The organism is Pseudodesulfovibrio pelocollis (genome assembly GCF_030282845.1).
Lineage (GTDB): Bacteria > Desulfobacterota > Desulfovibrionia > Desulfovibrionales > Desulfovibrionaceae > Pseudodesulfovibrio > Pseudodesulfovibrio pelocollis.
The window spans coordinates 22,329-43,492 of record NZ_JASTWE010000016.1; the positions used below are offsets into that span (position 1 = coordinate 22,329).

22 protein-coding genes are annotated in these 21,164 nt (G+C 64.7%); 16 read left to right on the plus strand and 6 right to left on the minus strand.

The genetic code is table 11. The annotated features are described in order from the left end of the window. Positions 1 to 106 precede the first annotated feature (106 nt). The 8 genes from QQS14_RS07470 (at position 107) to QQS14_RS07505 (ending at position 4,776) form a co-directional block, all read left to right on the plus strand. Positions 107 to 556 (plus strand): NifB/NifX family molybdenum-iron cluster-binding protein, encoded by a 450-nt coding sequence (locus QQS14_RS07470; RefSeq protein ID WP_285906347.1) that lies wholly within the window; start codon positions 107 to 109, stop codon positions 554 to 556. Beyond that, complete coding sequence (locus QQS14_RS07475) at positions 553 to 1,431, plus strand: ATP-binding protein (protein ID WP_285906348.1); 879 nt, start codon at positions 553 to 555, stop codon at positions 1,429 to 1,431. Before QQS14_RS07470 ends, QQS14_RS07475 begins: the two co-directional genes overlap by 4 nt. Continuing rightward, positions 1,419 to 2,315, plus strand: coding sequence for an ATP-binding protein (locus QQS14_RS07480; protein ID WP_285906349.1), 897 nt, complete (start codon positions 1,419 to 1,421; stop codon positions 2,313 to 2,315). The genes QQS14_RS07475 and QQS14_RS07480 overlap by 13 nt, the downstream gene beginning before the upstream one ends. Positions 2,316 to 2,396: 81 nt before the next feature. Beyond that, positions 2,397 to 2,771 (plus strand): NifB/NifX family molybdenum-iron cluster-binding protein, encoded by a 375-nt coding sequence (locus QQS14_RS07485; RefSeq protein ID WP_285906350.1) that lies wholly within the window; start codon positions 2,397 to 2,399, stop codon positions 2,769 to 2,771. A gap of 67 nt (positions 2,772 to 2,838) precedes the next feature. Continuing rightward, entirely contained in the window at positions 2,839 to 3,105 is a 267-nt protein-coding gene (locus QQS14_RS07490; protein WP_285906351.1) for an FmdB family zinc ribbon protein, read from the plus strand. Positions 3,106 to 3,160: 55 nt separating this feature from the next. Continuing rightward, entirely contained in the window at positions 3,161 to 3,523 is a 363-nt protein-coding gene (locus QQS14_RS07495; protein WP_285906353.1) for a response regulator, read from the plus strand. Positions 3,524 to 3,580: 57 nt separating this feature from the next. Then, positions 3,581 to 3,946: a CGGC domain-containing protein gene (locus QQS14_RS07500; protein ID WP_285906354.1), complete on the plus strand. Its 366-nt coding sequence runs from the start codon at positions 3,581 to 3,583 to the stop codon at positions 3,944 to 3,946. A gap of 221 nt (positions 3,947 to 4,167) precedes the next feature. Continuing rightward, positions 4,168 to 4,776: a DUF922 domain-containing protein gene (locus QQS14_RS07505; protein ID WP_285906355.1), complete on the plus strand. Its 609-nt coding sequence runs from the start codon at positions 4,168 to 4,170 to the stop codon at positions 4,774 to 4,776. A 68-nt stretch (positions 4,777 to 4,844) separates the two neighbouring features. Here the strand turns inward: QQS14_RS07505 and QQS14_RS07510 are convergent, their stop codons facing one another. The 4 genes from QQS14_RS07510 to QQS14_RS07525 all read right to left on the minus strand — a co-directional run bounded on the left by QQS14_RS07510 (position 4,845) and on the right by QQS14_RS07525 (position 10,644). Next, positions 4,845 to 7,172: an FAD-dependent oxidoreductase gene (locus QQS14_RS07510; protein ID WP_285906356.1), complete on the minus strand. Its 2,328-nt coding sequence runs from the start codon at positions 7,170 to 7,172 to the stop codon at positions 4,845 to 4,847. A 27-nt stretch (positions 7,173 to 7,199) separates the two neighbouring features. Further along, a complete protein-coding gene (locus QQS14_RS07515; RefSeq protein WP_285906357.1) occupies positions 7,200 to 8,834 on the minus strand; it encodes a glutamate synthase-related protein in 1,635 nt (544 codons plus the stop codon). Continuing rightward, entirely contained in the window at positions 8,798 to 9,934 is a 1,137-nt protein-coding gene (locus QQS14_RS07520; protein WP_285906358.1) for a class II glutamine amidotransferase domain-containing protein, read from the minus strand. Before QQS14_RS07520 ends, QQS14_RS07515 begins: the two co-directional genes overlap by 37 nt. Positions 9,935 to 10,242: 308 nt before the next feature. Beyond that, positions 10,243 to 10,644, minus strand: a complete 402-nt coding sequence (locus tag QQS14_RS07525) for a type II toxin-antitoxin system HicB family antitoxin (RefSeq protein WP_285906359.1) — start codon at positions 10,642 to 10,644, stop codon at positions 10,243 to 10,245. A gap of 170 nt (positions 10,645 to 10,814) precedes the next feature. Between QQS14_RS07525 and QQS14_RS07530 the strand changes: the two genes are divergently transcribed. Both QQS14_RS07530 and QQS14_RS07535 read left to right on the plus strand, forming a co-directional pair. Beyond that, a complete protein-coding gene (locus QQS14_RS07530; protein WP_285906360.1) occupies positions 10,815 to 11,237 on the plus strand; it encodes an RrF2 family transcriptional regulator in 423 nt (140 codons plus the stop codon). A gap of 184 nt (positions 11,238 to 11,421) precedes the next feature. Further along, positions 11,422 to 11,601, plus strand: coding sequence for a hypothetical protein (locus QQS14_RS07535; RefSeq protein WP_285906361.1), 180 nt, complete (start codon positions 11,422 to 11,424; stop codon positions 11,599 to 11,601). Here QQS14_RS07535 and mltA read toward each other — a convergent pair. Continuing rightward, positions 11,580 to 12,848 carry a murein transglycosylase A gene (mltA, locus tag QQS14_RS07540; RefSeq protein ID WP_285906362.1) on the minus strand — a complete coding sequence of 423 codons (1,269 nt, stop codon included), beginning with the start codon at positions 12,846 to 12,848 and terminating at the stop codon, positions 11,580 to 11,582. The two genes, QQS14_RS07535 and mltA, sit on opposite strands and share 22 nt — an antisense overlap. After that, complete coding sequence (locus tag QQS14_RS07545; protein WP_285906363.1) at positions 12,845 to 13,945, minus strand: AI-2E family transporter; 1,101 nt, start codon at positions 13,943 to 13,945, stop codon at positions 12,845 to 12,847. Before QQS14_RS07545 ends, mltA begins: the two co-directional genes overlap by 4 nt. Before the next feature lie 470 nt (positions 13,946 to 14,415). Here QQS14_RS07545 and QQS14_RS07550 point away from each other — a divergent pair, with 470 nt between their 5' ends. The 6 genes from QQS14_RS07550 to pseB all read left to right on the plus strand — a co-directional run bounded on the left by QQS14_RS07550 (position 14,416) and on the right by pseB (position 21,160). Then, complete coding sequence (locus tag QQS14_RS07550; protein ID WP_285906364.1) at positions 14,416 to 15,285, plus strand: transporter substrate-binding domain-containing protein; 870 nt, start codon at positions 14,416 to 14,418, stop codon at positions 15,283 to 15,285. 81 nt (positions 15,286 to 15,366) lie between these two features. Beyond that, positions 15,367 to 16,374, plus strand: a complete 1,008-nt coding sequence (locus QQS14_RS07555; RefSeq protein ID WP_285906365.1) for an amino acid ABC transporter permease — start codon at positions 15,367 to 15,369, stop codon at positions 16,372 to 16,374. Position 16,375: 1 nt separating this feature from the next. Then, complete coding sequence (locus QQS14_RS07560; RefSeq protein WP_285906366.1) at positions 16,376 to 17,107, plus strand: amino acid ABC transporter ATP-binding protein; 732 nt, start codon at positions 16,376 to 16,378, stop codon at positions 17,105 to 17,107. A gap of 179 nt (positions 17,108 to 17,286) precedes the next feature. Further along, positions 17,287 to 18,465, plus strand: a complete 1,179-nt coding sequence (locus QQS14_RS07565; RefSeq protein ID WP_285906367.1) for a bifunctional glycosyltransferase family 2/GtrA family protein — start codon at positions 17,287 to 17,289, stop codon at positions 18,463 to 18,465. A gap of 21 nt (positions 18,466 to 18,486) precedes the next feature. Beyond that, on the plus strand, positions 18,487 to 19,974 hold the full coding sequence (locus tag QQS14_RS07570) for an ArnT family glycosyltransferase (protein WP_285906368.1): 1,488 nt from the start codon (positions 18,487 to 18,489) through the stop codon (positions 19,972 to 19,974). Positions 19,975 to 20,173: 199 nt separating this feature from the next. Continuing rightward, positions 20,174 to 21,160 (plus strand): UDP-N-acetylglucosamine 4,6-dehydratase (inverting), encoded by a 987-nt coding sequence (gene pseB / locus QQS14_RS07575; protein WP_285906369.1) that lies wholly within the window; start codon positions 20,174 to 20,176, stop codon positions 21,158 to 21,160. Positions 21,161 to 21,164 lie beyond the last annotated feature (4 nt).

Here is a 21,164-nt window from a genome sequence, read left to right on the forward strand (position 1 = left end):
CCGAGGCCGCGGAATGGGCGGCGGAGGTGGAGCAGGCGTCGGTGGAGCGGGAGGAGGTCGCGGCATGGGCGGCGGCGGTCGTGGAATGGGTGGCGGTAATCGCGGCATGACCGCGCAGCCTGACGCCGTTTCCGGAACTGCCCAGGCCGGTCAGGCGCGGCAACGCGCCGCAACCGATACCGGCATCCGCAAATTGGCCGTCACCAGCGAAGGCCCGGCCATGACCGACCGGGTCGATCCGCGCTTCGGGCGCGCAGCCGGATTCGTGGTGGTGGACCTTGAGACCATGGAAACCACCTATGTGGACAACGGCGCGTCACAGGTCCTGGCCCAGGGGGCGGGCATCCAGGCCGCCGAAACCCTGGCCAACGCGGGCGTCCAGGCCGTGCTCACCGGCTATGTCGGCCCCAAGGCCTTCACCGCCCTGACGGCTGCGGGCATCCGCATCGGGCAAGACGTGGAAAACGTCAGCGTGGCCGAGGCGGTCAGGCTTTACACCACCGGCGCGGTCTCCTTTGCCGATGCCCCCAACAAACCGGCAGGGGCCAACAAGTGATCTACGCCATTGCCAGCGGCAAGGGCGGCACGGGCAAGACCACCGTGGCCTCGTCGCTCGTCTCCCTGTGGGACGGCCCGGTCACGGCCGTGGACCTCGACGTGGAAGAGCCGAACCTGCATCTCTTCCTCAAGCCGGAAATCCACCGGACCGACCCCGCATACATCGAGATACCCGAGGCGGACGAGTCCAAATGCACCCTGTGCCGCGCCTGCTCGACCCTGTGCCAGTTCAAGGCCATCACGGTCATGGGCCAGACCCTGCTCATCTTCCCGGAGATGTGCCACGGGTGCGGCGGCTGCCTCACGGTCTGCCCGGAAGGCGCGCTGACGCCCGGCAGACGACAGCTCGGCGAGATCTGCCACGGCCGCGCGGGCAACGTCCGATTCATCATGGGCCGCCTGCGCGTGGGCGAGGCCATGAGCCCGCCGCTCATGCGCCAGGTCAAGGCCCTGTTCGCGGACATGGTTGCCGAAGACGACAAGGCCGACATCATAGTGGACGCCCCGCCCGGGGTCAGCTGCCCGGCCGTGAGCGCGGTGATCGATGCGGACTGCGTGGTCCTCGTCACCGAGCCCACGCCCTTTGGCCTGCACGATTTCAAGCTCGCCTGGGAGGCCTTCTCGCCCTTTGGCATCCCCATGGGCGCGGTCATCAACCGGGCCGGTATCGGCGACGACTCGGTCCAACGGTTCTGCGCGGACAAGGGCATCCCCATCTGGGCGGAGATCCCCTTTGACCGCGCCGTGGCCGAGGCCTATTCGCGCGGCGAGGTGGTGGCCCGGGCCGTGGCTCCCCTCAGGGGGACATTCCGCCAACTGCGCCGGAACATGCGCGAGGCCGCCATGGCCAGGGAGGCGGCATGCGCGAGATAGTGGTCATCAGCGGCAAAGGCGGCGCGGGCAAGACGTCCATCGCCGGGGCCTTTGCCCATCTGGCCGAGGACGCGATCTTCTGCGACCTGGACGTGGATGCCCCGGACCTGCACCTGCTCCTCACCCCGCGCCATCTGGCAGAGCACCAATTCATGTCCGGCCACGAGGCGGTCATTAATCCCGAGGCATGCACCGGCTGCGGCCAGTGCGCAGAATTGTGCCGGTTTCACGCCATCACCGGACCTGAAAACGAAACCGACACCGCCTATCGCGTCCTGCCCTTTCGTTGCGAGGGGTGCAAGGTCTGCGTGGAGCTGTGCCCGGCACAGGCCATCGCCTTTCCCGAACGGCACTGCGGCGAGTGGTATGTCTCGGACACCCGCTTCGGGACCATGGTCCACGCCCAGCTTTTTCCGGGCGAGGAGAACTCCGGGCGCCTTGTCACCCTGCTCAAGCGGCAGGCCAGGGCCATCGCCGAGGAACGCGGCCTTGAGCTGGTTCTCTCGGACGGCGCGCCCGGCATCGGCTGCCCGGTGATCAGCTCCCTGGCCGGGACCAATCTGGCCGTGCTCGTCACCGAGCCCACGCCATCGGGCATCCACGACCTGATGCGCGTGGCCGAGCTGTGCGACGGATTCAAGGTCAAGGTCGGGGTGATCATCAACAAGTGGGACATCAACCCGGAACAAACGAACGCCATCGAGTCGTACAGCACCGGCAAGGGATACACGGTGATCAGCCGCATTCCCCACGACCGGGCCGTGACCGACGCCATGGTCAACCGGCAGGTGGTGACCGAATACGAACATGGCGATCTTTCCGCCACACTCAAGGCAGCCTGGACAGACACCCTGGCCTTGCTCGACGCGGACAAGGCGACCTAACGACAATTTTTGGTCCCGGACGCGGCTCGTCCGGAACTTTTCTATTCAACACACAAAAAAACCTGCCAAGGAGACTCGAATATGAATACCCTCGTAGCCCTTCCCACCGTCGCCCCCGGCGGCATGGACGCCTCCATCGACGCCCACTTCGGCCACTGCGACCTGTACACGGTCGTGGAGATCGAGGACGGCAAGGTCAAGGATGTGCGCACCCTGCCCAATGTCCCGCACCAGCAGGGCGGCTGCATGGCTCCGGTCAACCATCTGGCCCAGAACAACGTCAAGGTGCTCATCGCGGGCGGCATGGGCATGCGCCCGCTCATGGGCTTCCACCAGGTGGGCATCGACGTCTACCATGGTAACGGCACGGCCACGGTCTCGGCAGCCATCCGGGCCTTCATCGATGGCTCGCTGCCCCGCTTCTCGCAGGAATACACCTGCGGCGGCGGCCAATAGCGGTTCACGCGCCCGGGACGGCCCGCCACAGGGCCGTCCCGGCGCCGACACCCCAGGGAGGAACGCCATGCCCATCTACGACGTCCGCTGCCCGGAGTGCGGCTATGACGGCGAGACCATCGTGCTGCACAGCGCGGCCCCGGTGCTGTGCCCCCAGTGCGGCAGCCAGAAAACCCAGAGAGCCATGTCCGCCACTAGTTCCCTGACCGGCAAGAGCGCCCCGTCCATGCCAGGCCATGGGCCCGGCCCGGGCGACACCGGCTGCTGCGGCTCAGCGCCCGGCCACTCGGGCTGCGCCGGACCCGGCTCCTGCTGCGGCCGGAACTCGGGATAAACGCCGTGCCGCCATACCCCTCATCACCCATCCGCCACACATCGGAGAAACAACCATGCTCATCGTCATAGCATCCCCGCGCGGCCAGGAACTGGGACCGTTCCTGGCTCCGCTCAAACAACTCAAGGGGTGCGAGCTTGTCTTCGCGCCCACCGGCTCGGCCGCCCTGGAGATCGTGCGGGCGGGCGCGCCCTCCTTTGTCATCATCGACCAGGGACTGCCCGACGCCGAGCCGCTCAAGCTGGTGACCGACATCATGATGGTCAATGCCATGGTCAACACGGCCGTGGTCAGCCCGCTCTCCGAAGAGGAATTCCACGAGGCCAGCGAGGGCCTCGGCATCCTGGCCGCCATCCCGCCCGCCCCGGGCGCGGACGACGGAAAGCGAATCGCCGGGATATTTTCGCGATTCATCTAGCCAGCGCGAAGCGGGGAGCCGGAAGCCTCCCCCGCCGGATCGCGCACGGAGGACACGATGGAGAAGATTCTGATCATCGGCTGTCGAAACACCATGGACGACGTGTGCATCGGCTGCTCGCGGTGCATGGTCGCCTTCAACCGCCGCGAGGGGTATTTCGATCGCTACAAGGGCATGGACGCCGAGATCATCGGCATCCTCAACTGCGGCGGCTGCCCTGGCACGAGCATCGTCCAGCGGCTGGTCCAGGTGAAACTGTGGAACCTGCCCCTGCACGAGCAGCCCACCAGGATTCATGTCGGCCCATGTCTGGTGGACCACTGTCCCTATTACGACGACCTGGTCACCAAGATTCACGCCAAGGCGGGCATCGAAGTCATCGAAGGCGCGCATCCCTACATGCCCGCCACGGTCTTCGCCTGACCGGTCCTGCCTCGGCACCGGAAGACAAGCCATTCCCGACGGCTGTTCACCCGGCCCGGCCACGCTTCCGGCGCGACCAGCCTCGTGAACAGCCGATTGGCTGTTGCGTCACGCCTCGCTTCCGACACCTCTGTCGCGCCGCGCCATACCTGCCGATCTGCCTTGCCGAGACCGCGCCGATATGATCATATGCGCGGACACGTCCACCTGATCGAGGCCCCATGATGACGCCGACCACGACGAGAAGAACACTGGGCACTTGCGCCCTGGTCCTGGCCGCCCTGACGCTGGCCAACCTGACGCTCTGCGCGGCCCACGCCCGGGCCGAGGTGGTGGTCACCACCGCCACCGAATTCTACCCGGTGGACGGCCTCACGCCCATGGAAATCGCGGAAAACCTCATGCTCCAGTCGCCCATCGAGCAGGACGGCCGCACCTTCCAGGCCCACACCCACTCCACCATCCGCTACGAATTCTCCTGGACGCGGCGCAACGACAGCTGCACCATGAACCAGGCCACCGTCTTCCTGCACATCGTCTACAAGTATCCCCGGCTGGCGGACTCGCCCGACGCCGAAACCCTGCGCTGGTGGCAGGACCACCTGGACCGGCTCACCGAACACGAACTGGTCCACGGCGAGATAGCCCTGCGGACAGCCCGCGAGCTGGACGAAACCCTCAACTCCCTGACCGATCTCCACTGCTCCACGGTCCGCGACGTGGTCAAGGCCCTGGGCGACGCCGCCCTCAAGACCCTGGAGGCGCGCCAGCGGGCCTATGACGCCCTGACCGACCACGGCCGGAATCAGCAGGCTTACACCGGACAGTAGCACGCAAAAAGGACGCCGGAAAAAGCTCCCGACGTCCTTGCTGGCATTTTGACCAATAGGCGGTCCCTCTATTCGAGGGGCGCGGCCTCCTTCATGTCCCAAACGCCGCAGGGGCAGCAGTTGGCGCAGAAACCGCAGGCAATGCACTTGTCCGGGTCCACCACGCGCTCGAAGCCGCCGCCCGCAAGCTCCACCCGCCGGATGGCCGACTGGGGGCAGACTGTCTCGCACAGGTAGCAGTCGCGGCAGGCGCCGCACGACGAGCACTCGGCCGCGCACTGTTTCATGTCGCTGAATTCCACCACGCGCGGGTCAAAATACTCAAGCGTCATGCGCGAGTAGTCGATCATCCGGCGGGTGTCGGAGCACGGGCGGCGGTTGTTCATGAGGTCGTCGAGGACCTCGGCGGCGCGACGGCCATGGCCGATGGCGTGGGTCAGCAGGCCGGGCCGCACCAGATCGCCGATGGCGAACACCCTGGAATCCGTGGTCTGGAAATCGTTGTTGACCACCACGTGGCCGCGATCAAGGGCGATGGACTCGGGCAGAAAGGCCACGTCCGGCTGATCGCCGATGGACATGATGACCGTATCCGCCTCCAGCAGCTCGCCGGACTGGAGCAGTACGCCCTGCTCGGTGATCTCCTTGGTGAAACAGGGCCACTTGAAGCGCGCGCCGACCTCCTCGGCCTCCTTGCGCTCCTTGCCAAAGGACGCGGGCTCCTGAATGTCGATGAGGGTGATGTCTTCGGCCCCGAGTCCGGCGGCCACGGTGGCCACATCGCAGCCCACGTTGCCCGCGCCGATGATGACCACCCGCCTGCCGGGCCGGGCCTCGCCCCGCTTGGCCTGCTTGAGGAAGGTCAGGGCGGGCACGATGCGCTCATGGCCCGGCACCGGGATGACGCGCGGCTTCTGCGCGCCCACGGCCAGGATCACGTAGTCGAACTCCTCGCGCAGCCGGGTGAAATCCTCGGCCTTGAGTTCCTGGCGCAGGTGGACATGGGGCAGCACCTCGGCGGCGCGTTTGATCTCCGCCTCCACCACCTCCTTGGGCACCCGGCTGTCCGGGATGGCAGAGGCGATCTTGCCGCCCAGGGTCTCGGCCATGTCGTAGACCACGGCCTCGTGCCCCTTCATGCGAATCTGCCACGCCACAGAGATGCCCGCCGGGCCGCCGCCGATGACGGCCACGCGCCCGCCGGACAGGGGGGGCAGCTTGGGAGCCGCGCTCTTGTATCCCTGGCGGCCGAGCTTGGTGATGTCCACCGAGGCCATGTCGCCGGTCTTGCGGGTGCACCCCTGCATGCACAGGTTGGGGCAGAGATAGCCGCAGACCGTGGCCGGAAACGGGGTATAGGCCAGGGCGAGGTCCATGGCCTCGTCCACCAACCCGTCGCGCACCAGCCGCCACCGCTCCTGCACGGGCATGCCCGTGGGGCAGCTGGACTGGCACGGGGCCAGATATTTGCGGTGCTCCCACACCGGCACCCTGCGCCGCAGGTCGCCATGAACGATGAGCGGGATGGGCGAGCGGTCGAGGCGGGTCAGGTCGCCGATGAGGCCGCCCCGGCCCAGTTCGGCGTCCCACACTCCGGCCCGGAACTCGGCCATGGAACGGCGCGCCTTGCCCTTTTTCTCAAAAGGTGTCCTGGCCCGGATGAGCTGCCACTCCTCGCGCCGGGTCAGCCGCTTGAGCAGCCGCGTCCGTTTGATCTTGCCCAGAAACTCGGCGAGGTTGGCGGTCAGCCATTCCCAGGAGGCATCGTCGATGGGCTCCATCACGGCATCGGCCTGGGAGAAACCGTCGATTGGGCCGCGCACGAAGATACGCCCGCCCACCATGCCCACGCAGGGGCGATAACCCAGGACGTTGGCCGGACTCTGGGGCTCGTGCCCACAGATGACCGCCGTGCCGCCCGCCATGAACTCGGCGAAATAGTCGCCCACCGAGCCGAGGACCCAGAGTTCGGGCGGATCGAAACGGGGGTTGGTCTTGGTCATGGTCATGCCGCGCGCGCCGAGGTTGCCCGCCACAAGCACCTTGCCCTGAGCCATGGCGTTGCACGCGCCGTTGCTGGCGTGGCCGTGGACAATGATCTCCGCGCCCGCGTTGAGCCAGCCCACGTCGTCAGAGATGGGCCCCATGACCTCGATGGTGGTGCCGGGAAAGCCCTTGGAGCCGATGCGCTGGCCCGCCGAGCCGGTGATGGTGACGTGGATGGGCTCCTCTCTGGATATCCAGAGCCTGCCGCCGATGCCGTGCTGGCCCACGGCCTCCACCTCCAGCCTGCGCGCGCCCTGGCGCACGGCGCGCTGGATGCGCTCCTCAAGGATGCGCGAATCGACGCGGACCCCGTGGTCGTGCCCACTGATGCGATGTATTCTCTGTGCCATTATTTGAACTCCCGTGCTCGCCGGAGCCTAGATCACGTATTTGATGTCGAGCCGCTCGGCCACGTCCCTGTCGCCGATGCCCAGGCCGTCGGACATGCCGATGGGCAGCGAGGTGGACCGGCCAAGGGGCGCAAAGACCTTGCGCAGCTCGGTGTCGAAGGCGAGGTAGAAATCCACCACCCGCTCGGCCACCTGCTCGGGGTCCAGGCGGCGGTAGATGCGCGGGTCCTGCGAGGTGATGCCCTTGGGGCAGACGCCGATGTTGCAGACGTTGCAGCGGTCCTTTTCGCTGCCCACGCAGCCAGCGCCCGCCTGCATGACGTACTTGCCGATCTGGACCATGCTCGCGCCCAGCATGATGAGCGCTGCGGCGTTGGCCGCCAGGTTGCCGTGCTTGCCGATGCCGCCGCCCGCGATGAGCGGTATCTCGTTTTGCGCGCCGGCAACGCACAGGGCCTTGTAGCAGTCACGCAGGTTGGAGGCGATGGGGTGGCCCATGTGGTTCATGGACACGTTGTAGGCCGCGCCCGTGCCGCCGTCCTCGCCGTCGATGGCCAGCCCGGCCGCGTAGGGGTTGCGCACCAGATTGTTGAGCACGGCCAGGGAGGTGGAAGAGGCGGATATCTTGGGATAGACCGGCACGCGAAAGCCCCAGGCCATGGACATGGACTGGATCATCTTGGCCACGGACTCCTCGATGGAGTACTGGGTCTGGTGGGTGGGCGGGCTGGGCAGGCTGACGCCCACGGGCACGCCGCGGATGGCCGCGATGAGCTTGTTGACCTTGTACCACATGAGCAGGCCGCCGTCGCCGGGCTTGGCCCCCTGGCCGTACTTGATCTCTATGGCGCAGGGGTCTTCCTTCATCTCCGGGATGGCGTGGATGATCTCGTCCCAGCCAAAGTAGCCGGACGCGATCTGGAGGATGACGTATTTCAGGAAGCGCGAGCGCAGCAGACGCGGCGGGCAGCCGCCCTCGCCCGTGCACATGCGCACCGGCATGCCCAGTTCCTCGTTGAGGTAGGCCACGCCCATCTGCAAGCCCTCCCACATGTTGGGCGAGAGCGCGCCAAAGGACATGCCGCCGATGACCAGGGGATAAATCTCGCGCACGGGCGGCTTCCATCCGTTCTCGCGCTGGCAGCGCAGCTCGTCCTCGGGGGAGAGCACGCGGCCGAGCAGGGTGCGCATGTCGAACTCGTGGCGGCCCGCGTCAAGGGCGGGGTCCGTGAGCATGGAGATGCGGATGAACTTGATCTGGTCGAGCAGGCTCTCGCCGCTGTTCCTGCGGCCGCCCCGGGTGCGCGGCTGGCCGCCCCGGTTGTTGTGGAACTCCAGGGTGGTGGAATCGTACTGGCGGACCGGCTCGATGGCGTTGTTGGGGCAGACCATGTTGCACATGGCGCAGCCGATGCAGGCATAGGCCGGGTCAGTGCGCTGGCGGATGCCGTGGTACACGGAAAAGGTGTTGGACGGCCTGGCCTGGAGCCCCATGGGCGCGATGATCTCCCGCTTGCGAAACACACCAAACTCGATGGCGCTTACCGGACAGACGGCGGTGCACCGGCCGCAGTTGGTGCAGGTGGCGATATCCCATTTGATCTGCCAGGGAAGATCCTTGACGCCTAGCGTTGCAGGGGTAACGGGTCGTTCTGTGAGCATTGGACAACCTCCCGGCAATCGGGTCCGACGATTGCGGTGTCGAGATGCATGGGTTGGAAATCTTTGCTTTTGTCGCGGTCCGGGATGGCGGCGTTGAGCCCGCATATCTCGGAGGAGAAGGCGAAGACGCCGCTTGCGGGGTCGCCGCCCACCACGCCGGGGCGCAGCTTCTTGCGGTCCTGGACCATGAACATGGTCCCGTCGGGCAGGCAGCCGATGACGCAGTTGGGACCGTCGATGATCAGCTTGCGGCACGAGCGCTTGAGGCTTTGCAGAAACTCCCTGTCAGGGTGCTGGCGCATCTCGTCGTCGCTCAAGGGGGTGATGACGTGCTTGTAGGCGCGGATGTCGAGCCCCAGCCTGCGGGTGGAGAAATGGGCGATGTGGGTGAAGACCTCGGAATCGGACTGATAGCCCGAGTAGCCCTCCACCCCGCGCGACATGAGGTACTCGCGGATGGGCACGAAGGCGGTGTTCTCGCCGTTGGTCATGGTGGCCACGCCCTCGATGAAGAAGGGATGGCAGGCATAGAGATTGATGGCGTAGTTGGTGTTCTGCCTGCCCTGGGCCAGGATGCGCCGGGCGTGCAGCTCCTCGCGGCCCAGTTCCAGGTAGGCGCCCATCTCAAGGGGATCGCCCACCTCCTTGATCATGATGGTGTCGGGCCAGAAGGAGAAGACCATCATGTCTCCGGTCTGCTCGCCCTCGGCGCGCAACGCGAGCCGGGTGCGCACCAGACGGCGGCCGCGCTCGTCATCGGCCAGTTCGTCCCACGCGGCCGGACACTCGTAGGCGATGGCCGCGTAGGTGCCGCGCCGGGGCGTCCCGGCAGGCGGATCGGACCTTGGCGCGAAACGCACGGCATGCCTGATTTCAAACCCCTGTCCCGCCATGTATTCGTCCAGGCGACGCAATCCGGCCTCGGTGAATATGCCTGACAGGATGGGGTGGTCCTTCAAATCCTCGAAGGGCCCGCCGAGTCCGCCAAGGTAGAGCCCCACGCCGGAGCCGTCGTGCCCCTCCTTCATCACGTTGAGGGCGTCGATGGCCCGCATGGGCGACACCGGATCGCGGCTCGTGAGCGCAAATAAACGGCACATGATCTCAAGTCACTCCGCAGTTAGAAATGTCTTCGAACACCCGACAGGAATCCGCCACGGCCGGTGAATCCGGGAAAGACTCGTCATGGCCTGAAAATCTGGAAATTCACATTTTTGCAACGCCTCGCATTGCGAAACACACCCCAGACCCGCGCCAGGCCCTCTGCCCCGGGAGCGGAACGTAGACCAAAACGAAAAAGCCTGCAACCCGGTCGCAAGGGGCAAAATTGACGTTTTTAGCAACAGGGAGACAGTTCCCCACTGTCTGGGGAACTCATATTGCCGTGGTACGACTTGGCCGGGATGAGCTATTCGGCCAGAATGTCGGCCCGCAGGGCGTGACGGGCGGCCACGGAGAGGAAATCGGCCGGAGAGATGCCGCTGTCCCGGCAATATTTCTCGATGCGGCCAAGCAGGTGGACGTGCATGACCACCTCAAGCTCTGCGAAATCGCCGCCCTCGGCCAGCACGGTGACATTGATGGCCTTCCTGCCCGCGCTTGCGGGAAGGGCCGCCACCGCCTTCTTGGTCATGGGCTCGGGCAGCGTGCCGCCCTGCTCCAGGAAAAATTCCACATACAGGGCCAGGGCCTCGTGGGCCTGATCCACGGCCTCGTCCATGTCCGCGCCAAAGGTCGTGCACTCGGAAAAATCGGGAAAGGTCACGGAATAGCCGCGTTTTTCCTGCTCAAGAAGGGCCACGTACTGCATGGATTCTCCGCTCAAGCCGGGCCTTGGCCCGGGCTGTGGGGCGCTGCCCGGGCGACGACGCGCCTTGACGGACATACCCGATTGTCTTACTCATGAATGAAGCCCGGGCGACGGTTCCGGCCGGGTCAACCCTTGCGACTGCCGCACCCCCGACACCGGGAACACACTGCATGAAACTCTCCGCACGATCACGCTACGCCGCAAGGCTCCTGCTCGAACTCGCTGTCCGCGAAGGCGACACGCCCGTGTGCACGGCCGATCTGGCCAAGGGCACCGGCATCACCGCGCCCTTCATTGAGCAGATCATCCGCCCGCTCAAGCAGGCGGGCATGGTCGCGTCGGTGCGCGGCGCGTCCGGCGGGCACATGCTGGACAGGCCGCCCTCCGACATCACTCTGGGCGAGATCGTGCGCACCATGGAAGGCTCGGCCAACATCGCCACCTGTCTCGACTGCGACACCGCCTGCGAGCGCTCGGACGACTGTCTGACCCGCACGGCCTGGGAGCGCGCCTCCAGGGCCATGGAACGCGAGCTGGACGCCATCACCCTGGCCGACCTGCTCTCCGGCGATCTGCCCGGCGGCATGGACTAGCCTCGGCGCTCCCCGGCGAAAATCCACCGCTCACCGACAGACCAGAACTCCCCTTTCCTCGGTCCACCGCTCACCGGCCCGGACCGGCCGTCGGCCAAATGCGCCTTTCGCCCGGCCGACCCCTATCGTATCAGGGGGCATGGACCGACAAGACGTCAGGTCCAGCCAACCACGGGAGGTCGCCATGTATCTGTACTACTGCAAGGACGCCAATTGCCAGGGGCACACCAAAAGCTGGGAGCGCTGCTGCGATCTGCGGGCCTTTGCGGGCCGCGCCCGGATGGAATCCTGGCGGCCCGAGGCCCAGCGCCGCCCCGCCGAGCCGGGACGCGCCCCTGCTCCCTACCGGACAGCCGGAGCCTGATCCGCGCCCGCGACCGCGCCGAGCACCCGGCGGCTGACGAGCATGTACACTTCGGAACGCTCCTGAAGATGCCCGGCCAGCATCTCGGCCTCGTCGCCCGAGCCACAGAAGAGGTCCATGCGAGTCCCCTGGATGGCTCCGCCCGTGTCCTGGGCCAGGACGATGCCCATGAACGGCTCGGCCACACCCCGGGCATGGTCCATGAGGGAGGTCTTGAGCGCCAGCACCGAGCCGAGCGGGGTCATGCTCCTGTCCACGGCCACGCTCACCCTGGGCATGAGGATAGAGTTCATGGCCCCGAAGGGCCCCTCGTCCGAGAGGTGGAAGAAGACGTAGCTCGGATTCTCGAACATGAGCGCGTCGGCCTTGTCCGGATTGGCCGCCAGGAACTCCCGGATGCGCTGCATGCTCATCTCCTCCCGGGGCACATGCCCCCGGTTGATGAGCACCCTGCCCAGCGAAACATACTCATGCCCGTTGCGCCCCCCGTAGAGCACATGCCTGACTGTGCCGTCGGGCAGCACCAGCCGCCCCGACCCCTGAATCTGCAAGAAGAAGATGTCCACCGGGTCCTTGACCCAGGCGATCTCATGCCCTTTACCCGTCAAGGCTCCCTTGCCGTCGATGGCCTTGCGGTCATGGTACGGCTTGATGCCGCCCTCGTCCACGCGATAGACCAATGACTGCCCCTGCCAACGCGGATGAAACACGCCCAGGTCAACGGTCCTCAGGTCGTCGGGCTTGGCATAGATGGGATGGCGAAAGTCGCCCTGACGGGTCAACGACGCCTCGATCCAGGGCTCGTAATAGCCGGTCAGCAGGGTGCCGGGCATGACCTTGAGCCAGACGAACCGGTCGGCCGCAAGGGTGGGGTCGATGTCCAGGGCCGAGAGCATCCCGATGAACTCGGCCACGCTATCGCCAAGCTGGGCCCAGGTCAGGGTCAGCCCTGGCCGACTCACGGCAACCGCCCCTTGCGGCCGCCGCAGGATATAGCGCAGGCTGTCCTCCAGGGGGGAACGAAGCTCGGTCCAGGAGCCGATGCGCTGATTCCCCTTGGACAGCGACGCGGCCAGCATGCGGGCCTCGTCGCGGCTCACCGCCGCATAGGCCGGGGTCGGGTCCGGCTCCGGGGCCGGTTCGGGGGCGGGAACAGGGGCGGGCTCAGGCAGCGGCGCATCCTTGGCACACCCCGCAAGGCAGACCGCCAGCACCACGAGAACGAGAATCGAACGGATCAGGGTCATTCGCAGCCATCCTTGAGATCCTCGGCATACTCCTCGACGTAGAGTTGCAGCATGACCATGACCAGACTCAGGATGAGGGGCCCGTAAAAAATGCCGAGCATCCCGAAGGTATAGATGCCGCCAAGAATGGCCAGGAGGATGTAGAAAGTAGACACGCGCGACGCCTCGCGCATGAAGATGGGCCGCAGGATGGTGTCGATGCCGACCACGACGATGCCGCACCAGAGGGCGAGCATGATGGCCGCCTTCCATTGGCCAGCCAACACGAGGAAGCCCACGGCGGGCACCCAGACCAGCCCGGTGCCGAGCACGGGAATGAGCGATGCCAGGGCCATCATGGCCCCCCAGAAAAAGGCCGGGATGCCCACCACGGCGAGCCCGATGCCACCGGCCACGCCCTGAAGCACGGCCACCAGCAGGCAGCCCATGAGCACCCCGCGGGCCACGCGCCGCAGGCTGTCGATGATGAAGTCCTCCTGCCGGGGCCGAAGCGGCGAAAGCAGCTTGAGATAGGCCACCATCTTGGCCCCGTCGCGCAGGAAATAGAAGAGGATGAAGACCATGAGCAGGAAATGGAGCACGCCCTTGGTCGCGTCCCGGACCAACGCGGTGCCCATTCCCAGCATGAACTGGGCGAATTCCCTTGAATACTTGACGATGCTTTCCTGAATATCCAGTTGCTCGATGCGCAGGTACGGCAACTCGCGCCGCAGCCACTCCAGGTATCCCTCAAGCCGCTCGCCGCTGGTCAGGGTGTCGAGCCCGCCGCCTGTCACCCAGGCGTTGAGGGCCACCAGGGACTCCACTCCCTGGCTGATGAGGGCCATCACCAGAAAGGTCATGGGCAGGAGCAGGCAGAAGACGATGATGCACACCGTGAGCAGCGAAGCCAGAGCGCGACGCCCCCGTACCACCTTGAGAACCCAGACGAAAACCGGGGAGAAAAGCACGGCCAACACCGTGGAGAAGATCAGGGTGTGCAGGAAGGGTTCGACGATGGAAAAACCCAGGTACAAGGCGAACAGCAGCAGCAGGATGAGAAACACCTTGTAGATGCCACCATCCAGCAGGGGCACTGATCCGTTCCGATCGCTCATGATACGCTCCGGGTTTTCGCCATTTTCTTCGTCCTGGTCCTGATCCTCAGAGTGGATTGTATGATTGCCGCCCCGGTGTCAACAGCAACCCGCGCAAGGACGCCCGGAACGGGGCGCTCCCCTCGTAGCGCTACGGCTGCCCCCCGCAGCGTGAAAACAAATCGCAACGGGCCGCAAGCGAATTTTTGTCGGAATCGACCCACTCACAGCCCTTGGTGGCCGCACATTGTTTGCAGGGTCGTTTTCCACAGCGCACAACCGCCGAAAACGCCCTGACACCCAGCCAACCGCTCCTGACACGCATCTTGTTTTTTCCGACATTTGCGGCTAAGGGGAAATGTCGCGCTGCGAACAAACCCGCGCAGGGCGACGATCGCGATGGAACCAAAGACCCCGTGCCGCCGTATCAACCCGGACGACGGCTCTGGGCCAAGGGATACCACTCAACTTTAGTTTCACTGGAGGAAAGGATGAAACGCGTACTCGGTCTCTTGGCGATGCTCGCCACCCTCGTTTTTCTCGTCGCCTGCGGCCAGCAGCCCGCCAACCAGGATGGATCGCCGGCCCCCAAGCAGGACATCAACGTCCGCCTGGAACTCAGCAAGGGCTCGACCCTTGAGCGCATCATGCAGCGCGGCACCCTGCGCGTTGGCCTCGAAGCGGGCTACATGCCCTTTGAGATGACCGACAAGAGGGGCAACATCGTCGGCTTCGACGTGGACATGGTCACCGAAATGGCCAAGGCCATGGGCGTGAAGCTGGAGCTGGTCAACACCGCCTGGGACGGCATCATCCCGGCCCTGCTCTCCGACAAGTTCGACATCATCGCCTCGGGCATGACCGTCAACCAGGAGCGCAACCTGAAGATCAACTTCGCCGACCCGTACATCATCGTCGGCCAGACCGTGCTGGTCAACGCCGCCGATGCCGACCGCATCAACTCCTGGAAAGACCTCAACGCCGAAGGAATCACCGTCACCTCCAAGCTCGGCACCACCGGCGAGCAGGCCGTTCGGCGCATGATGCCCAAGGCCACCTACAAGTCCTTCGAGACCGAATCCGAGGCCATGCTTGAGGTCCTCAACGGCAAGGCGACCGCCTCTGTCTATGACCTGCCCATGCTCGCCATCTTCTACGCCGAGCGCGGCAAGGCTGCGGGCATGAAGTTCCTTGACGAGCCCTTCACCTACGAGCCGCTGGGCTGGGCCATCAACAAGGGCGACCCGGACTTCCTGAACTGGCTCAACAACTTCCTGCGCCAGACCAAGAACGACGGCCGCTACGAAGCCATCTACACCAAGTGGTTCGGCAGCAACGACTGGCTCCAGGACGTTCAATAGCCTCATACATTCCCTGCCGGGGATCGTGTCAACGATCCCCGGCCTTTTTTTCTATGCACTCAACTCCATAGAGTTTTTTTCATGAACGACATCACACAAACCCTTGCCAGGGTCCTTCCGAGCCGGAACACCCTCTGGATGCTCGTGTTCTTCGCCGGACTGTTCGCCCTGGCCTACGGCTTCTACGTAGCCACCCAGCAGGCCAACTACATCTGGCACTGGAACCGGATTCCCCGATATTTCTACTACACCGACACCATCAAGGTCCGTACCGAGATAGCTGGCAAGGTCGCCAGCATAACCCACAAAAGCGGCGACGCGGTGGTCATCGTCGAAGGCGACGGCGCTTCCGAGTTCTACACCGTTCCGGGAGCCAACCTGAGAGTGGGAGAGAACGAAACCCTGTACATGGGCGACGTCATCGGCACGTATGACAAGGGCAGCCTCGGACTCATGGCCCAGGGCATGCTCATCACCATCGAGATCAGCATCATCGCCATTATTTTCGGCATTGTACTCGGTCTGTTCACGGGCCTTGCGCGAATATCGACCAACCCATGCTTCAAGTGGACGGCCATTACATACATAGAAATCATCAGGGGGTCGCCCCTGCTTGTCCAGATTCTCATCTGGTACTATGTCATCGGCACGCTGGTGAACAACCTGCTCGTCACCTCCGGCCTGCCGCAAATACCTGAGATGTGGTTCGGCATCGCCTCGCTTTCCATCTTTGCCGGGGCCTATGTGGCCGAGATCGTGCGAGCGGGCATCCAGTCCATCCACAAGGGACAGTCCGAGGCCGCCAGGTCCCTGGGCATGACCAAGTCCATGGCCATGCGCAAGATCATCCTGCCCCAGGCCTTCCGGCGCATCCTGCCGCCGCTGGCCGGCCAATTCATCAGCCTGATCAAGGACTCCTCGCTGCTGGGCGTCATCGCCATCCGCGAACTGACCAAGGCCACCCGCGAGGCCGTCACCACAAGCCTCATGCCTTATGAACTCTACTTCGTGTGCGGCCTGATGTATCTTGTGGTCACCTTCGCCCTGTCCATGTTCGTTCAGTATCTTGAAAAAAGGTCGGTGGAGTAAGATGATAGACGTCAAAAACGTATTCAAGACCTTTTTCGTCCCCCACGAGGTGCAGGCCCTGCACAACGTCTCGTATCATGTCAACTCGGGCGAAGTGGTCGTGGTCATCGGTCCCTCCGGATCGGGCAAATCCACCTTCCTGCGCTGTCTGAACAGGCTGGAGCGGGCCGAACGGGGGCAGATCATGATCGACGGCACCGATGTGCTCGACCCCAGGACCGACATCAACAAGGTGCGCATGGAAGTGGGCATGGTCTTCCAGTCCTTCAACCTCTTCCCGCACCTGACCGTGCTCGAGAACGTCACCGTGGGCCAGACCTCGGTGCGCAAGCGCGGCAAGCACGAGTCCATCGAGAACGCCATGACCCTGCTCAACAAGGTGGGCATCCACGAGAAGGCGGGCAATTATCCGTCCCAGCTCTCGGGCGGCCAGCAGCAGCGCGTGGCCATCGCCCGCGCCCTGGCCATGGACCCCAAGGTCATGCTCTTTGACGAGCCCACCAGCGCCCTGGACCCCGAGATGGTCGGCGAGGTGCTCGAAGTCATGAAGACCCTGGCCCGCGAAGGCATGACCATGGTCGTCGTCACCCACGAGATGGGATTCGCCCGCGAGGTGGCTGACCACGTCGTCTTCATGGACGAAGGCAAGATCGTCGAGGTCGGCCCCCCCGAGCATTTCTTCACCAACCCGACCCACGACCGGACCAAGCTGTTCTTGAGTCAGATATTGTAGGCCTGCCCGACCGGTTGAGACAGTGGACGATCAACGGCCCCGGGCTGCTGATCGTCTTTTCTTCGGACCAATGTGCCGCGCCCGGATTGCGGGTGTTGCCGCGCCAGGGCGTGTATGTTAGGAGGTGCGCACCACGGCGCGCGAGAATCTGCCCGGCCTCCGGAAGCAGCGACCACCGCGTGGAGCGAAACGGCAATCCCGCCACCAAACCCGTCACCACAGGCAGCCACATTCCCGCCATGAACGACGTCACCTTCCCCCGCCCGGTCCGGTTCAGCGTTGTCGTCCCCTGCTACAACGAGAAGGAGACCCTGCGCGAAAGCGTCGGGCGGCTGCTCGCCATCCAGGACGACATGCTCACCCTCGAAGTGATCGTGGTGGACGACTGCTCGCGCGACAACAGCCTTGAGATCGCCAGGGAAATGGCGAAGGAACACCCCGAGATCGTGGTCCTGGCCCATGAGGTGAACCAGGGCAAGGGCGGTGCTCTCCAGACCGGTTTCGCCAGGGCCACGGGCGAGTTTGTCGGCGTCCACGACGCGGACCTGGAGTACGACCCCATGGACCTGCGCCACCTCCTGGTGCCCCTGGTGGACGGCCGGGCCGACGCCGTGCTCGGCTCGCGTTATCTCAACGCCACCGGAACCCGCCGCGTCCTGTATTTCTACCATACCATGATCAACAAGGGGCTGACCCTGCTCTCCAACCTCTTCACCGATCTCGACCTGACGGACATGGAGACCTGCTACAAGCTCTACCGGCGCGAATTGATCCAGTCCTTCGACCTCAAGGAGAAGCGGTTCGGCATCGAGCCCGAGATGGTCTCGCACCTGGCCCACTCGGGCGCCCGCGTCTATGAACGCGGCATCTCCTACTCGGGCCGCACCTACGAGGAAGGCAAGAAGATCGGCTGGCGCGACGGCGTGCGCGCCCTGTACTGCCTCTTTCACTACAATGCCCACCGCGCCCCGCTGCCCCTGCAACTGCTCATCTATTTCTTCATCGGCGTGGCGGCCGCCCTGGTCAACACCGTCTTTTTCCTCGCCCTGCTGCCGATCATGTCCACCGGCCTCTCGGCCGCCCTGGCCTATATCGTGGCGGCCGGGGCCAACTACTGGCTGTGCATCAAGATTCTCTTCCGCCACAAAAGCCGCTGGAGCGCCCCCGGGGAGTTGGCCGTGTACGGTGCCTCCGTGGCCGCGCTCTGCGCCCTGGACGTGGGCATCACCCTGGCCCTGGTGGGCCTCGGGCTTTCGCCCCTTGCGGCCAAGCTCACAGCCACCCTCATCGGGTTCGTCCTGAACTTCCTGGCGCGCAGGACCCTTGTCTTTCCGGAGAAATCCAGGCTCAACCTCTAGGCGAACCGAACGGAATCCCCCATGCTCACCCGGCACGCCGACGACCGCCGCAAGACGCTGCTGATCATCCTGGGTATCTTCCTGCTCAGCGTGGTCGTGCGCATACTCACCGCCGAATACATCGACATCGGCGGCGACAACTCCGAGAAATGGCGACAAGCGCACCGGCTCATCGAGGGGCTGGGCTATTCCGTCTGGTATCAGCAGACCGTGCGCTGGGCGATCATGCTTCCCCTGGCGGGGATCATGAAGGTCTTCGGACTGAATCCGATCCTGGCCTACATCCAGCCCATCGTTTTCGCATCGGCGGCAGCGGTGTTCATCTTCCTCATCGGGCAACGGCTGCACAGCAGCGCCCTCGGCCTGACCGCAGCCCTGGCCACCATCGTCTTCCCGCAGATGGCCCAGACCGGCAGCCAGCTCTGGCCGGGCGTCTTCGAACTGGGGTTCCTTTCGGCGTGCGTCTGGCTCATCCTCGTCTGGCTCGACACGCGCTCCAGGACGGTGCTGGCCCTGGCCGCACTGGTCTTCGTCCTCGGCTGGGGAAGCCGGGTGACCATGATCTACGCCGCCCCGGGGCTGGCCCTGCTCATCTGGCTGCCCGGCAGGAACTCCAAGGCCCTGTTCGGCTTCGCGGCCGTGGCGGGCGCGCTCCTGGCCCTCGAATGGGTGGTTTTCTGGCTCATGACGGGCAACCCCTTGGGCCGCATCGGCATCATCACCGGCACCCATCTCCAGACGGCCGGGCTCGATATCAGCCTCAGGGAATACCTGCTGAACATCCTGAACCTGTCCAAGCTCAAGGGGCTGCTCGGCGTCTGGATCGCCTGCCTGGGCGGCGCGGCCTGGGTCATCGTCCGGGGCGACAGCCGCTGGCGCGCCCTGGCCCTGCTCTATGTCATCCACTGCTTCCTGCTGCTCTACATGATCTCCGGGGTCTCGCCGCTGAAGCTGGCCATGCCCGTGGGTACCCGGTTCTGGGGCACCGTCGCCCCCTTTGGGCTGCTGCTCCTGTTTCGCGCCCTCTTCGACCTCAAGAGCATTCGTCCAAAGACGGCCACGACGCTCATTGCCGTCGTCTTCGCGGCCTTCCTGGGCTTCACGGCCAAGAAGATTCCGCCCACCAACTCCCTTATCCAGATCAACCGCGACTACGCCCTGCTGGCTCCCATCCTGGCCGAACGCAAGCCGGTGCTCATGCGCTACGAGCACTGGCAGCCGGACTTCATCGAGGAGCGGGTCATCGCGGCCGTCACCGGCAAGCGCGACACCCGCCCCCCGCGCGAAGACCATGTTCTGGCCGCCATCCACCGCAACCACGCGCGCATGATCGCCCTGTTCCTGCCGAACGTCTCGCAAGCCGATGCCTACCGCGACCCCGGCAACCTCAGGATCGTGGACTACACCACCTATCTTTTCATCCCGCCCGGAGCGAATCCGGATCAGCCCCCGGCAGCGGAAATCGTGTACGGCCGCAAGCTGCACCGGGCCGAGGCCCTGCCGCAATAGGATGACAACCAGGGCATCCGTCACCAGCAATTGCCAATGAAAGCACCATGCGGCACATATCAAACGCCCTGTCAGCCCGTGCGGCTTGACACTGCCCTGACATCGAATACAATCACCCCATTCGTCTGAACATCCCATCCACGCGGCTTTGACCGGCCGCCGATTTATCCCATAACATTTTTACATCACAGGAAATTCAATGCTCGACGGGAAAACCATTCTGATCACCGGAGGCACCGGCTCCTTCGGAAAGCGCTTCGTGCAAATCGTCCTGGAACGGTACAAGCCAAAGAAACTCATCGTCTTCAGCCGTGATGAGTTGAAGCAGTTCGAAATGGCCCAGGACTACCCGCCCGACAAGTTCGACGCGCTGCGCTTCTTCATCGGCGATGTGCGGGACAAGGAGCGCCTCTACCGCGCCTGCCGCGGGGTTGACGTCATTGTCCACGCCGCAGCCATGAAGCATGTTCCGGCCTCGGAGTACAACCCCACCGAGGCCATCAAGACCAACATCAACGGGGCGCAGAACCTCATCAACGTGGCCGCCGACCTCGGCGTGGAAAAGGTCGTGGCCCTTTCCACGGACAAGGCCGTGGCCCCGTGCAATCTCTACGGCGCCACCAAGCTCGCCTCGGACAAGCTCTTCGTGGCCGCCAACGGCTTTGCCGTGGGGCCGACATACTCGGTGGTCCGCTACGGCAACGTCCTGGGCAGCCGGGGCAGCGTCGTTCCCTTCTTTCTGAAAAAGCGCGAGGAAGGCGTCCTGCCCATCACCGATCCGCGCATGACCCGGTTCTGGATCACCCTGGACGAGGGCATCCAGATGGTGCTCAACGCCATTGAGCATGCGGCGGGCGGCGAAATCTTCGTCCCGCGCATCCCGAGCATGAAGATCACCGACCTGGCCGAGGCCATTGCCCCGGGCTGCAGGACCGAGATCGTGGGCATCCGCCCGGGCGAAAAACTGCACGAGTGCATGATCCCGGCCGAGGACTCCCGCAACGTGGTCATCACCGAGACCGGCTACATCATCCTGCCGGAGACCGGGGTGTTCAACTACAAGGGAGACGCATCCGTCCTGCGGCGTGTGCCCGAAGGTTTCGCATACAGTTCCGATACCAACGACAAGTGGATAAGCGTCGAGGAACTGCGGACCATACTCGCTCAACAAGGCTTCACGCTTTAGGCCG